The organism is uncultured Sphingomonas sp., from assembly GCF_964235535.1.
GTDB lineage: Bacteria > Pseudomonadota > Alphaproteobacteria > Sphingomonadales > Sphingomonadaceae > Sphingomonas.
Window position 1 is genome coordinate 1 of sequence record NZ_CAXSBH010000066.1, and the last position, 13,211, is coordinate 13,211.

The 13,211-nt window shown below is 67.7% G+C and carries 15 protein-coding genes and 1 pseudogene; 1 reads left to right on the plus strand and 15 read right to left on the minus strand.

Features of this window, described 5'->3' with window-relative positions; genetic code table 11:
* The 13 genes and pseudogenes from ACFE7F_RS14430 to ACFE7F_RS14490 form a co-directional block, all read right to left on the minus strand.
* A pseudogene (locus ACFE7F_RS14430) lies at nt 1-274 on the minus strand (polyribonucleotide nucleotidyltransferase); the annotation flags it as partial.
* A 226-nt stretch (nt 275-500) separates the two neighbouring features.
* Entirely contained in the window at nt 501-770 is a 270-nt protein-coding gene (gene rpsO, locus ACFE7F_RS14435; RefSeq protein ID WP_375404550.1) for a 30S ribosomal protein S15, read from the minus strand.
* Between the two features lie 14 nt (nt 771-784).
* Nucleotides 785-1,672 (minus strand): tRNA pseudouridine(55) synthase TruB, encoded by an 888-nt coding sequence (truB, locus tag ACFE7F_RS14440; protein ID WP_375404551.1) that lies wholly within the window; start codon nt 1,670-1,672, stop codon nt 785-787.
* A 5-nt stretch (nt 1,673-1,677) separates the two neighbouring features.
* On the minus strand, nt 1,678-2,361 hold the full coding sequence (locus ACFE7F_RS14445; protein WP_375404552.1) for a site-2 protease family protein: 684 nt from the start codon (nt 2,359-2,361) through the stop codon (nt 1,678-1,680).
* Nucleotides 2,362-2,385: 24 nt separating this feature from the next.
* Nucleotides 2,386-2,964 (minus strand): thymidine kinase, encoded by a 579-nt coding sequence (locus ACFE7F_RS14450; protein ID WP_375404553.1) that lies wholly within the window; start codon nt 2,962-2,964, stop codon nt 2,386-2,388.
* On the minus strand, nt 2,964-3,356 hold the full coding sequence (locus ACFE7F_RS14455) for a type II toxin-antitoxin system VapC family toxin (RefSeq protein WP_375404554.1): 393 nt from the start codon (nt 3,354-3,356) through the stop codon (nt 2,964-2,966). Before ACFE7F_RS14455 ends, ACFE7F_RS14450 begins: the two co-directional genes overlap by 1 nt.
* Entirely contained in the window at nt 3,353-3,628 is a 276-nt protein-coding gene (locus tag ACFE7F_RS14460; protein ID WP_375404555.1) for an AbrB/MazE/SpoVT family DNA-binding domain-containing protein, read from the minus strand. Before ACFE7F_RS14460 ends, ACFE7F_RS14455 begins: the two co-directional genes overlap by 4 nt.
* 32 nt (nt 3,629-3,660) lie before the next feature.
* The gene (gene rbfA / locus ACFE7F_RS14465; RefSeq protein WP_375404556.1) at nt 3,661-4,047 is read right to left on the minus strand and encodes a 30S ribosome-binding factor RbfA; all 387 of its coding nucleotides are present in this window, start codon (nt 4,045-4,047) and stop codon (nt 3,661-3,663) included.
* A 115-nt stretch (nt 4,048-4,162) separates the two neighbouring features.
* Nucleotides 4,163-6,865: a translation initiation factor IF-2 gene (gene infB, locus ACFE7F_RS14470; protein WP_375404557.1), complete on the minus strand. Its 2,703-nt coding sequence runs from the start codon at nt 6,863-6,865 to the stop codon at nt 4,163-4,165.
* A complete protein-coding gene (locus ACFE7F_RS14475; RefSeq protein ID WP_375404558.1) occupies nt 6,862-7,623 on the minus strand; it encodes a DUF448 domain-containing protein in 762 nt (253 codons plus the stop codon). The genes infB and ACFE7F_RS14475 overlap by 4 nt, the downstream gene beginning before the upstream one ends.
* On the minus strand, nt 7,604-9,274 hold the full coding sequence (gene nusA, locus ACFE7F_RS14480; RefSeq protein WP_375404559.1) for a transcription termination factor NusA: 1,671 nt from the start codon (nt 9,272-9,274) through the stop codon (nt 7,604-7,606). Before nusA ends, ACFE7F_RS14475 begins: the two co-directional genes overlap by 20 nt.
* Nucleotides 9,274-9,846, minus strand: a complete 573-nt coding sequence (rimP, locus tag ACFE7F_RS14485) for a ribosome maturation protein RimP (protein WP_375404564.1) — start codon at nt 9,844-9,846, stop codon at nt 9,274-9,276. The genes nusA and rimP overlap by 1 nt, the downstream gene beginning before the upstream one ends.
* 124 nt (nt 9,847-9,970) lie before the next feature.
* Nucleotides 9,971-10,987 carry a glycosyltransferase family 2 protein gene (locus ACFE7F_RS14490; protein WP_375404560.1) on the minus strand — a complete coding sequence of 339 codons (1,017 nt, stop codon included), beginning with the start codon at nt 10,985-10,987 and terminating at the stop codon, nt 9,971-9,973.
* A 111-nt stretch (nt 10,988-11,098) separates the two neighbouring features.
* Here ACFE7F_RS14490 and ACFE7F_RS14495 point away from each other — a divergent pair, with 111 nt between their 5' ends.
* Complete coding sequence (locus ACFE7F_RS14495) at nt 11,099-12,229, plus strand: PQQ-dependent sugar dehydrogenase (RefSeq protein WP_375404561.1); 1,131 nt, start codon at nt 11,099-11,101, stop codon at nt 12,227-12,229.
* Here the strand turns inward: ACFE7F_RS14495 and ACFE7F_RS14500 are convergent.
* Entirely contained in the window at nt 12,213-12,614 is a 402-nt protein-coding gene (locus tag ACFE7F_RS14500; protein ID WP_375404562.1) for a PaaI family thioesterase, read from the minus strand. The genes ACFE7F_RS14495 and ACFE7F_RS14500 overlap by 17 nt on opposite strands.
* A 2-nt stretch (nt 12,615-12,616) precedes the next feature.
* Nucleotides 12,617-13,033 (minus strand): PaaI family thioesterase, encoded by a 417-nt coding sequence (locus tag ACFE7F_RS14505; protein WP_375404563.1) that lies wholly within the window; start codon nt 13,031-13,033, stop codon nt 12,617-12,619.
* Nucleotides 13,034-13,211 lie beyond the last annotated feature (178 nt).

A 13,211-nucleotide genomic window follows, 5' to 3' on the forward strand; every position in this document is an offset into this window, starting at 1 on the left:
TGGTGAGCGTCTCGCGCTCGGTCGCGCCGCGCTCGCGCTTGAAGAAGCCGCCGGGAATACGGCCGCTGGCGGAGAACTTCTCTTGATAATGAACGGTGAGCGGGAAAAAATCCTGGCCTTCCTTGACCGACTTGGCGGCGGTGACGGCGCAGAGCACCACCGTTTCGCCGAGCGTCGCGAGCACCGCGCCGTCGGCCTGACGGGCGACGCGGCCCGTCTCCAGGGTCAGCGTCTTGCCGCCCCACTGGGTTTCCACTTTCTTGGTATCGAACATGATGTTTCCTTCACTCCGGCGGCCAAATGCCGGCCGGGGCCCGTGTGCGGACCAAAACGGTCCGTCTTGTTCCCGTTCGCCCTGAGCTTGTCGAAGGGTCGTCCTTCCTACACCGGAAGGCGAAACGACGATGCTTCGACAAGCTCAGCACGAACGGGGCAGGGTGGTCCGCCGGATTGCTTTCCACCCGGATAAGAAAAGAGCGCCGCTAGGGCGCTCCTTCCGACTATTTACGAAGGCCGAGCTTCGCGATGAGGTCGAGATAGCGCTGGCCGTCGGTCTTGCGGAGATAGTCGAGCAGCGTGCGGCGCTTGTTGACCATCATCAGCAGCCCGCGGCGGCTGTGGTTGTCCTTGGCGTGGCCCTTGAAGTGGCCGGTCAGGTTTTTAATGCGCTCGGTGATGATCGCGACCTGCACCTCGGGGGAACCGGTGTCGCCCTGCACGCGCGAATGTTCGGTGATCAGCGCCTGCTTGCGCTCGGGAGTGATCGACATCGTGGTCCTTTCGTTCAGAGGTTGAAGCCACGAACGACGCTGACCTCTCGGTCCCGGACATCGACCAAGGCGACCGGCACATCGTGCAGCATCGCAAAGGCCTGTCCATCGTCGGCGGCGATCCCGGCCAGAACGCGCCCCTGTCGGAGCGCCCCTGCCTGGTCGGGAGTGAGAAGCAAAGCCGGGATGTCGTCCAGCCCCGCCCTCAACGGCAGGAGATGATGTTCAAGCGCGCGCCCTTGCCCGAATGCGGCCAGTTCGTCCAGCGATATCGCGGACGTGAGGTCGAAGGGTCCGGCCTTGGTGCGGCGGAGCATGGTCACGTGGCCGACAGTGCCGAGCGCGTGGGCGATATCGCGGGCGAGCGAGCGGATATAGGTACCCTTGGAGACGTGAGCAGTAAGGGTGATCTCGTCTGCTGCTTCGGCTGTAGGAGTGGATCGGAGGGCGTGGATCGTCACATTCCGGCTCGCGAGCGTCACCTCCTCGCCTGCGCGGGCGAGGTCGTACGCACGTCTTCCAGCTACTTTGAGCGCGGAATAGGCGGGGGGTGTCTGGGCGATGGGGCCGGTGAAGCGGGGGAGTATGGCCTCCACCTCGGCGGCGGTAGGGCGGACGTTGGAGGTGGCGATCACCGCGCCCTCCGCGTCGAGTGTCGCGGTCTCCTCGCCGAAGCGGACCGTGAAGTCGTATACCTTGTCGCTGTCGAGCAGGCGGCCGGCGAGCTTGGTCGCCTCCCCGAGCGCGATTGGGAGAATGCCGGTGGCGAGCGGGTCGAGCGTGCCGCCGTGCCCGACCTTGACCTTCGGGTAATCGCCCGCACGCAGAGCGCGCTTGACGGCGGAGACGGCGTCGGTCGAGCCCAGCCCGAGCGGCTTGTCGAGGATTAGCCAGCCGTGCATCCGCGTCAGGCGAGCGCGCGGGCGATGTCGAGGAAGAAGCCGACGACCACGCGGGCGGGCGGCGCGACGATCCGCTCGACGATATTCGCGCCCGGGACCAGCATCGGCAGCACGACGAGCAGGCCGATCAGGAACAGGAAGCCGTAACGCCCGATCTTGGCGTATTGCCGTGCGAGCGGGCGCGGCAGCATACCCTCGACCAGATGCCCGCCATCGAAGGGCGGTAGCGGGAGGAGATTGAATAGCGCCAGGAACACATTCACGACAATGAACGAGAAGAGCAGGTCGGCGGCGAACTTCACCGCGCCGGCGGGCTCGTCGCTCAAGCCGAATACCAGGCCGAGCGCAACCGCGCCGACGCTCGCGAGCAGGAAGTTCATGCCCGGTCCGGCGAGCGCGACGAGCATCATGCCGGTGCGCGGCTCGCGCAGGCGGGTCGCGTCCACGGGGACGGGCTTGGCCCAGCCAAAGACGGGCGCGCCCGCGACCGCGAGGCTGAGCGGCAGGATCACGGTGCCGACGGGGTCGATGTGACGGACCGGGTTGAAGCTCAAGCGCTTCAGGTCGGCGGCGGTCGGGTCGCCGAGCCACTTGGCGACCCGACCATGCGCAACCTCGTGGAACACGATCGCGACGATGAGCGGCACGATCCAGATCGCGGCGCGGTAGAACAGGCTGTCGGGTGTCATGGATGCGATATGGGGTAGGTGGGACTAAGCGGCCAGCGCCTCGGCGTGATGGCGGCGGCACAGCGCGACGTAGCGCTCCTCGCCGCCGATCTCGGTTTGCGCTCCTTCGGCTACCGCGCGTCCGCCCGCATCCACTCGCAAGTTCATGGTCGCCTTGCGTCCGCACGTGCACACCGACTTGATTTCCACAAGCGCGTCGGCGAGCGCGAGCAGGCGCGCGGAACCTTCGAACAGTTCGCCTCGAAAGTCGGTGCGCAGCCCATAGGCGAGGACGGGGACGCCGTGGATGTCGGCGATGCGGGCGAGTTCGTCGACTTGAACGGACGTCAGGAATTGTGCCTCATCGACGAGGATGCAGGAAAGCGGCTCGCGCTCGTGGTCGGCTATGACAAGCGCTTCAATGTCGGTGCCCGCATCGAACACCGTCGCCGGGGCGGACAGGCCGATGCGGCTGCTGATCGTCCCCGCCGCGAACCGGTCGTCAAGCGCGGCGGTGAACAAGGCGGTCCGCATCCCGCGCTCGCGGTAGTTGAAGTCGGCCTGGAGGAGCGTGGTCGACTTACCGGCGTTCATGGACGCGTAGTAGAAATAAAGCTTGGCCATCAGGCGGGCTGTGCGATCTGCAACGGCGCATCGTCGCCTGCTTCCCGCGCCAATTCCTTTTCAAAGCTGACGAAGCGCGTCGCACCCCTGGCCGCGACCATGTGGATCATGTCCGCGAAGTCCGCACCGGCCGCGAAACGCTCTATCGCCCACCGAACACCCTCGTCGGAGGCGACGGTGATCGATTCGGTTTCGAGTATGCCGTGCAGCATTCCCGCACGAGTCGCCCGATTGAAGTTGAACGGACGGCCGCTCAGCACCCAAGCGGTTTCGAGTAGGACGGTCAGTGATACGAAGGTCGGATGGGCAAGTAGCGCATCCGCGCGCCGGGCCTGCTCCGGGTCGTCTCGGGTGATCCAGCGAATCAGGATGTTCGTATCGACCGCGTTCACCGGCGCTCAAACTTCCGGGACACCTCATCCTGCACCGACTCGCGCATCTGCTCCAGCGTCACTGGCGGGCCTAAATGCGTATAAAGTTCGCGAAAGCGCGCGACCGCCTCTTCGACCGTCAGCTTCTTGCGCGTGCTTCGAGGGCGGAAGGTGACGCCGTCTTCCGACTCGATCACGTCGAGGTCCGTACCGGGCGACCAGCCAAGTCGGTCCCTTACGGCTTTCGGCACGACAACTTGGCCCTTCCCGGACATCTTGATATGCATGTTCATGACTGGTAAGATGCGTCTTACCAAGCTCCCCGTCAATCCTGCGGGAGGTCGCGCGCTACCTCCGGCTTGCGGAGGAGAGTGTCGATGCGGGTGCCTTCGTCGAAGCTGTCGTCCGCCAGAAATTTTAGCTTGGCGGCGTATTTGGTGCGGATGCGTGCGGCGACTTCGCGCTGGAGATAGGCGGTGTTTGTGCGGAGCGCCTTGAGCACCGCCTCCTCGTCCTGGCCGAGAAGGGGTTTCACGAAGGCAGTGGCGTGGCGGAGATCGGGGGACATGCGGACTTCGGTGACGGAAACCATGTGCTTGGCGAGCGTGTCGTCGTGAACGTCGCCGCGTGCGAGTATTTCGGACAGGATGTGGCGGACCTGTTCGCCGACGCGCAGCGTGCGGACGGAGCGTTCGGGTTTTTCGGTGTTCATTCTTCTCCCTCTCCCCGCTTGCGGGGAGAGGGCTGGGGAGAGGGGCAGTGCCGGGGGCCTGTCCTCTGATCAGCCCCTCTCCCCGACCCTCTCCTCAGAGGGGAGAGGGAGAGCGTCACAGCGTGCGTTCGCGAAGTTCGACCTCGAAGGTTTCGAGAAAGTCGCCCGGCTTGATGTCGATATAGTTGCTCGAGAAGGTCACGCCGCATTCGAGGCCCGCGCGCACTTCGGGGACGTCGTCCTTGAAGCGGCGAAGCGACGCGATCTCGCCGTTGAAGACGATGACGTCGTTGCGGGTGATACGCGCCTTGAGCGCCTTCCTGATCGCGCCTTCGACCACGAGCAGCCCGGCGGCCTTGCCGTGCTTGCCCGCCGAGAACACCTCGCGGATCTCCGCGCGGCCGACCACCGTCTCGAACGCCTCGGGGCCGAGCTGTCCGGCCATGCCGGCGCGGATCTCATCGGTGAGATCATAGATCACGTCGTAATATTTGAACGCGACCTTCGTGCGCTCGGCGATCTCGCGCGCCTTCGCATTGGGGCGAACGTTGAAGCCGATGATCGGCGCGCCGCTGGCGGCAGCGAGCGTCACGTCAGACTCGGTGATGCCGCCCACGCCCGCATGCAGGATACGCGCGCGGATGAGGTCGGTCGAAATCTTGTTGATCGACTGCGCGATCGCCTCGACGGTGCCTTGCGTGTCCGCCTTGACGACGAGCGGATACTCGATCGCCTGGTTGGCCTTCAAGGCGGAGAACATCGTCTCCAGGCTGGCGGGGGCCGAGGTGGTGCGCTTCTCGGTGAGCACGCCGCGACGATATTCGGCGACCTCGCGAGCGCGCGCCTCATTCTCGACGACGGCGAGCGGATCGCCCGCCGAGGGGACGCCGGACAGGCCCAGCACTTCGACCGGCATCGCTGGGCCGGCTTCCTTGATTTGACGGCCCTTATCGTCGACGAGCGCGCGGACCTTGCCCGACTCGGCGCCGATGACGAAGATGTCGCCGACCCGGAGCGTCCCGCGATTGACGAGGACGGTCGCAACGGGGCCGCGGCCCTTGTCGAGCTTGGCCTCGATCACCGTGCCCTCGGCGGGGCGGTCGGGGTTGGCGCGTAGTTCGAGGAGTTCGGCCTGGAGCTGGATCTTCTCGATCAGCTGATCGAGCCCGGTCTTCTTGAGCGCGGAGACCTCGACATCCTGCGTGTCGCCGCCGAGCTCCTCGACCACGACCTCATGCTCGAGCAGGCGCTCGCGGACGCGCTGCGCGTTGGCCTCGTATTTGTCGATTTTGTTGATCGCGACGATCATCGGCTTGCCCGCCGCGCGGGTGTGGTTGATCGCCTCGATCGTCTGCGGCATCAGCCCGTCGTCGGCCGCAACCGTAAGCACGACGATATCCGTCACGTCCGCGCCGCGCATCCGCATCTGGGTAAACGCCTCGTGGCCGGGCGTGTCGAGGAAGGTGATCTTCGACTTGTCGGGCATCTGCACCTGATAGGCACCGATATGCTGGGTGATCCCGCCCGCCTCGCCGCGCACGACGTCGGTGCCGCGGAGCGCGTCGAGGAGCGAGGTCTTGCCGTGGTCGACATGGCCCATGATCGTGACGACCGGCGGACGCGGGCGTAGGTCTTCGACGGCATCGGTGCCGGTATCAAGCGCAAGGTCGATATCCGAGTCGGACACACGGACGATGTTGTGGCCGAACTCAGTGACGAGCAGCTCGGCGGTGTCCTGGTCGATCGCATCGTTCATGGTGGAGGGCGAGCCCATCTTGAACAGCGCCTTGATCAGGTCGCCGCCCTTTTCCGCCATGCGGTTGGCGAGTTCCTGAACGGTGATCGCCTCGGGCACCTGGACGTCGCGAACCTGTTTGGGCTGCGCGTCCCGGGGACCGAAATGGCGCTTCTCCTTTTCGCGGGCCCGCTTGAGCGCCGCGAGCGAGCGCGAGCGCGCGCCGTCGTCGCCGAGGGCGCGGGTAACGGTGAGCTTGCCCGACGTGCGGCGGTCGTCGCCCTTGCGGTCGCGCATCGTCGGGCGGCCAGGGACGGCGTTGCGCGGCGTCGCCTGGCCGGCAGGTAGGGGACGTCCCGCGACGGCACCCGCGGTCCGGGCGGCTGTGGTCTCGGCAACCGGTGCCTCGACGGGCTTGGGCGGCACCGGGCGCTCGGGGCGCGCGACGGGCGAGAAGCGGCGCGGGGCGGGCGCGGACGGATCACGCGAGAGCTCGACGATGGGGGGCGGTGCGGGCGGGGCAGCCGGACGCGCCTCGGCGGCGCGCGCGACCTCGGGCTCCGCGCGCGGAACTGCGAGGGGCTCGGGCGTCGGCGCGGGCTCCGCGACGACCGGCTCGGGCGTGGGCTCGGCTATGGGGGCGGGCTCGGGAGGCACAGCTTGGGCTTCGGCTTCGGCCTGGGCGCGCTCGGCGGTTCGGACGACCTCCTCATCAGCGGCGCGGCGGCGATCGACCTCCTGACGGCGGCGCGACTCTTCGAGGATGGCGCTGCGGCCCTCGGCGGCCTCGCGGAGCATGCGTGCTTGGCGCTCCTGCGCGGTCTCGTTCGACGGCGCGGGCCGGACAGGCGTCGGCGAGGGCTGCGGCGCGAGCGCCTCGACGGGCGCGGCCTCGACCTCCGGACCGGCGTCGGGCGCGGTCTCGCCGGGGCGCGTGAACCGGCGCTTCTTGGTTTCCACGATCACGGTGTTCGAACGGCCGTGGCTGAAACTCTGCTTCACCTTGCCGGTCTCGACCGTGCGCCGCAGCCCAAGGGGCGCACGCATGCCGAGCTTGGGCTTGTCGTTGTCGGTGTCGCTCACTCGTATTCCTCAATATTCGCGGTCGAGGGCGTACCCGTCGCCGGGAGCGCCGATGCGCCTTGCGAGGCCGTTTCGCAAGGAGCGGACAGGGTGGTGGGGCCGATATAATGCAGCCAGCGGTCGAGCGCCTCGCCCACCCGTTTCGCCGCGGCACGGTCGGTCAGCCCGATATGTACGACATTCTCTCGGCCGAGCGCCACAGACAATATGGTGCGCGGGAAGGGAAGGACCAGCCCCTTCAGCTCCGACCCCTCCCGGTCGGACCCGACGCGCCATCCTTGGGCGAGCTTGCGCATCCCGTCATCCCGCGCATCGGCGGCGTGGTATAGCGCGCGGAGCTGGCCGCCGCGCGCCGCGCCGTCGATCTTGTCGGAACCGGTGATGAGCGTGCCACTCTTGGCCTCCAGCCCCAGCCGGTCGGTGGCGTTCCGCTCCAGCGCGTCGGCGATCCGCTGCGGCAGGTCGGGCGCGACGGTGAAGTCGCCGCCCTTGAACGCGCGGGCAAGCGCACCGCGCAATTTGCCCTTGGCGAGAGCGGTCTCCAACTCGGCGCGGGTCACGCCGATCCACGCGCCGCGGCCCGGAGCCTTGGCGCGCACGTCGGGATGGACCTGCCCATCGGGGCCGAGCGCGAGGCGGACTAAGCCGTCGCGCGCGTCGCGTTCGCCGGACAGGATGCAGCGGCGAACGGGACCGTCCACCGTCTGCTTCGCGCCGTCGGTGTCTAGCCGGTCGGTGTCATTGTTCGGAGTTCGCATCGGCGACCTCCTCGGTGGCATCGGCCGCGGGCGCGGCTGCGTCGACCGCCATGTCCTCGTCCTCGAACCAGTGGGCGCGGGCGGCCATGATGATCTCGTTGCCCTGCTCGTCCGACAATCCGTATTGCGCCAGGATACCGCCCTTGGGCTCGGGGCGCTTGGGGGCGTCCTCGTTGCGGCGGCGGGGCTCGGCGCGCTTCTTCTCGACCAGCTCGTCGGTCGCCAGGTCGGCCAGGTCGTCGAGCGTCTTGATCCCGGCCTTGCCCAGCGTGACGAGCATCGCCTCGTTCAAATGCGGCATTTCGGCCAGCGCGTCCTCGACGCCCAAGGCGGTGCGCTCGTCGCGGTTCGATTGCTCGCGGCGGTCGAGCGCGTCGAGCGCGCGGTTCTGGAGCTCGGACGCCAGGTCCTCATCGAAGCCCTCGATCGCGGCGAGCTCCTCCAGCTCGACATAGGCCACCTCCTCGAGCTGGCCGAAGCCCTCGGCGACAAGCAACTGGGCGAGCGTCTCGTCAACATCGAGCTCGCCCTGGAACAGTTCGGTGTTCTGCGTGAACTCGCGCTGGCGCTTCTCCGACGAGTCGGCCTCGGTCATGATGTCGATCGCCTTGCCCGTCAGCTGGCTGGCGAGGCGGACATTCTGGCCGCGGCGGCCGATGGCGAGCGACAGCTGGTCGTCGGGAACGACGACCTCGATCCGGTCCTCCTCCTCGTCGATCAGCACCCGGGCCACGCTCGCGGGCTGGAGCGCGTTGACCACGAAGGTGGCGACATCGGGGGACCAGGGGATGATGTCGATCTTCTCGCCCTGCATCTCCTGGACGACCGCCTGGACGCGGGAACCCTTCATGCCGACGCATGCGCCCACGGGATCGATCGAGGAGTCGCGGCTGATCACGCCGATCTTGGCGCGGCTGCCTGGGTCGCGCGCGGCGGCCATGATGGTGATGATGCCGTCGTAGATTTCGGGCACCTCCTGCGCGAACAGCTTCTTCATAAAGTCGGGATGCGCGCGCGACAGGAAGATCTGCGGGCCGCGGATCTCCTCGGATACCTTCAGGATCAGCGAGCGGATGCGGTCGCCCACACGCACCACCTCGCGCGGGATTTGCGCGTCTCGGCGGATCACGCCCTCGGCGCGGCCGAGATCGACGACGACGTGGCCGAACTCGACGCGCTTGACGACGCCGGTGATGATCTCGCCCCGGCGGTCCTTGAATTCGAGATACTGGCGCGCTCGCTCGGCGTCGCGAACCTTCTGGAAGATGATCTGCTTGGACGCCTGCGCCTGGATGCGGCCGAACTCGATCGGCGGTAGCGGATCGACGAGATAGTCGCCCAGTCCCGAGCCCGCCTGAAGCTTTTGCGCGCCCGCGACGTCCACCTGCTTGTAGACGTCATCGACAAGTTCGACAACCTCGACGACGCGCCACAGGCGGAGGTCGCCGGTGGTCGCGTCGAGCTTGGCGCGGATCTCCATCTCGGCGCCGTAGCGGTTCTTGGCGGCGCGCTGGATCGCGTCCTCCATCGCCTCGATGACGATGGCGCGGTCGATCATCTTCTCGGTCGCGACCGAGTTGGCGATCGCGATCAGTTCCGCGCGGTTAGCCGTAGCGGTGGCTGGAGCGGTGGAGGTGGCTGTGGCGGCCATTATGCTTGTTCCTCTTCATGCGCGGCGTCTTCGTCCGCGTCCGGTTCGAATTCGTCCGCGCCCATGCTGGAGAGCGGGGCGGTGGCGGCGATCAGCCTGTCGGTGAGCAGCAGCTTGGCGTCGGCGACCTGCGAAAAGCCGATCGTCATCGCCCCGTGCTTCTTCACGTCGATCGTGATCCGGTCGCCATCGACGCCGACGAGATCGCCCGTCAGCTGCTTGCGACCGTCGATCGGTGCGTCGAGCTGGATGCGCGCCTCGTGCCCCGCCCAGTCGGCGAAGTCGGCGAGGCGGGTGAGCGGGCGATCGATGCCCGGGCTCGACACCTCCAGCCGGTACGCCTCGGCAATCGGGTCGCGGCCGTGCTCTTCAAGCGCGTCCATCACGTCGGAGATGCGGCGCGACAGGTCGGCGCAGTCGTCGATCGTCAGCTGGCGCGTGTCGGGACGCTCGGCCATAACTTGGAGCGTCGGGTCCGATTTGCCGCCGATCATCCGCACGCGCACGAGCGCAAAGCCGAGCGCGACCGCCTCGGGCTCGATCAGTCGGTGGAGGAGGGCGAGGTCGGTCAAATCGAGCGGGTCCGGATGCAGGTAATCGCCGCCGCGGGGCGGACCCCGCAGCCTCTTCACCGCTGACGATGTCGAGATAGCTTAACCAACATACGGCCGAACGCGGCCACGCGCAAGCGGCCGGTCAGCGTTCCCCGTCGAAGCCGAGGCGGTCGCGGATCACATACAATGGGCGTTGTTTGGCCTCGATGAGGATGCGGCCGACATATTCGCCCAGGATCCCGAGCGACACGAGTTGTACGCCGCCCAAGAACAGGACGGCGACGAAGATCGACGGATAACCCGCGACGGGCGAGCCGTATACAAGGGTGAGCATCACCATCCACGCGGCGTAGGCGAGCGCGGCGAGCGCGACGACTCCGCCGAGATAACTCCAGACGCGCAGCGGCATGGTCGAGGAGGACGTGATGCCGTCGAGCGCCAGCGTCCATAGCCGCCAGCCGCCGAACTTGGAGCGGCCGTGCGCACGCGGCGCGCGGTCGTAGAGAACGCCCGTCTGCTTGAAGCCGGTCCAGGCGAACAAGCCCTTCATGAAGCGGTTGCGCTCGGGCAGCGAGCGGATCACGTCTACGACGCGGCGATCGAGCAGGCGAAAGTCGCCCGCATGTTCGGGGATCTTGTCGGGCGAGAGCAGATTGTGCGCGCGGTAGAACAGTGTCGCGGTCGCGCGCTTGGCGACCTGGTCGGACTTACGCGAACGGCGGACGCCATAGACGACGTCGAACCCCTCGCGCCAGCGCGCGACCATCTCGGCCAGCAATTCGGGCGGGTCCTGGAGGTCGACGTCCATGGGGATCACCGCATCGCCCGCCGCATGGTCGAGTCCTGCGGAGAGCGCGGCCTCCTTGCCGAAGTTGCGCGACAGGGACAGGAGGCGGATCTGGGGATGCGTCGCGCGGGCGGCGGCGACCGCAACAACGGTCGCGTCGGTGCTGCCGTCATCGACGAACAGGATTTCCCAGGCGTTGCCGACGAGGGCGGCCAGCACCGCAACGGTGCGATGCAGAAACGGCGCGATCGCGTCCGCCTCGTTCTTGACGGGCACGACGACCGACAGGGTCGGCGATGGAACGGCGGGCGTCCAGCCGAACGGGAGTGCACGTGCGTCCCGCATCATCGCCCCGGTCGGATGGAAGGTCATGCCGCGATCGCCCCTTTTCGGGGATCGGGATAGGATCGGTTGGTTAACGACTTATATGCGGAACGGTGCGCTGCGCCCGTGCGCGGCGCCCGGGTGGGAGTTGTCGAGATCGTGCGTCATCAGTTGCTCGCCTTTATGCCATTGGTCGTGATCGCCTGCTCGGGGCAGGCCGACTCGCAGCAGGCACCGATGTCGGGTGCTCGCCCGTTCGCGGTGACGCCGGTCGCCGATTTCGACGCACCGTGGGCCATGACCTTCATTTCCGGCGGACGGATGCTGGTGACGGAAAAGGACGGGCGGCTGTTGCTCGTATCGGCCGACGGCAAGAGCCGGGCGGTGGTGGCGGGCACGCCTACGGTCGACAGCAAGGGCCAGGGCGGGTTGATGGACGTGGTCGCCGCGCCCGACTTCGCGAGGTCGGGGCTGGTTTATCTCAGCTACTCGGCGTCGGTGCCGGGCGGCAAGGCGGTGGTGCTGGCGCGCGGTCGGCTGACCGAGGAGGTCGCCGGCGCGCGGCTGGAGGCGGTCGAGACGCTGTTCACCGCAGGACCGGCGATCGACGGCGACGGCCATTATTCGGGGCGGATCGCGTTCGCTCCCGACGGTCGCCACCTGTTCTTCACAGCGGGCGAGCGCCAGCAGTTCGATCCGGCGCAAGACCCCAAGGCGACACTCGGCAAGGTGCTGCGCCTGACGCTCGACGGCAAGCCCGCGCCGGGCAATCCGCTGGCGGCCAGGGGGTTCGCGCCGGAGGTGTGGAGCTACGGCCACCGTAACCTGCTTGGGCTGGCGTTCGATGCGCAGGGTAATCTGTGGGAGCAGGAGATGGGTCCAAAGGGCGGCGATGAGGTCAACCTGATCCGCGCCGGCGCGAATTACGGCTATCCGCGCGTGTCGAACGGCGACCATTATGACGGTCGCCCGATCCCCGATCACAAGCCGGACGACGGGTTCGAAGCGCCCAAGGTTTCCTGGAACCCGGTGATCTCGCCGTCGGGGCTGATGATCTATTCTGGCGCGATGTTCCCCGCCTGGCGCGGCGACGCGTTCATCGGCGGGCTGTCTTCCAAGGCGCTGGTGCGCGTCGACCTGAACGGCACGAGCGCGGCCAAGGCCGAGCAGTGGGACATGGGCGCGCGCATCCGCGAGGTGGAGCAGGGGCCGGACGGCGCGGTTTACCTGCTGGAGGACGGGCGGAGCGGGTCGCAGGGGCGGTTGCTCAAGCTCACTCCCCGGACCTGACCTCCCCGGACCTGACCAGCAGGTAGTTCATCCGCGCCGAGGCGATCGGGCGGTCGCGGTCGTCCTGCCACGCGGTCGCCTCGACGTTGGCGACACGCCCGCCCAGGCGGGTGACCACCCCCGCGGCACGGGTCGGTTTGTCGCGGCCGCCGCGCATGAAGTCGACCGTGACGTTCACGGGCTTGATCCGGCCTCCGCCCTCCTCCGCCAGCGCATGGTGAAGCGCGGCGATGGCGGCCATCTCGAGCAGGCCCGAAATCGCGCCGCCATGGAGAAAGCCGGGGCGACCGACCACGTCGTCGGCGAACGGCATCATCAAGACGGGGGCGCCCTCGCCCCGCTCGACCTCGATGCCGAGCAGGTCGGCGTACGGAGGCAGCTTCATGCTCATGCGTCGAGGTTCATGTAGGTGCCGGCGACGTGCACGACGGGATCGTTCGGGTCGCCGTCATGCGCCTGGCCGCGCACGAAGGCGATCGCGCGGGTGAGGCGGTAGCACTCGCCGCGACCGATCACGGTGCGGCCGGGGGTGGCGGGGCGTAGATAGTCGACGCGCAGATCGAGCGTCGCGTGGGGAACGAAGCGGTCGCGCTTGGCCCAGACGGCCAGGCTCGCGGCCATGTCCATCAGCGTGATGATCGGGCCGGACGCGATGACGCCGCGCTCCGGGTCGCCAACCAGGTCGGGATCAAAGGGTAGCGCGAGCTCTACCCAATCCTGGCCGCGGTCGTGATAGCCGATGCGGAGCCGGCCGCCGTGACCGCCGAACCGGTGGGTGGCGAAAGCCTGGACGTCGAAGGGCATGCGGTCGTGTAGCGGGTGAACAGGGGAGAGCAAATGCTTCTCCCTCTCCCCACGCGCGGGGAGAGGGTCGGAGAGAGGGGCTGTGCAATCGACGGCCATCTCCGGTACAGCCCCTCTCCCCGACCCTCTCCCCGCAAGCGGGTAGAGGGAGAAGAAGGAGTGCCCTCATGAACGACCG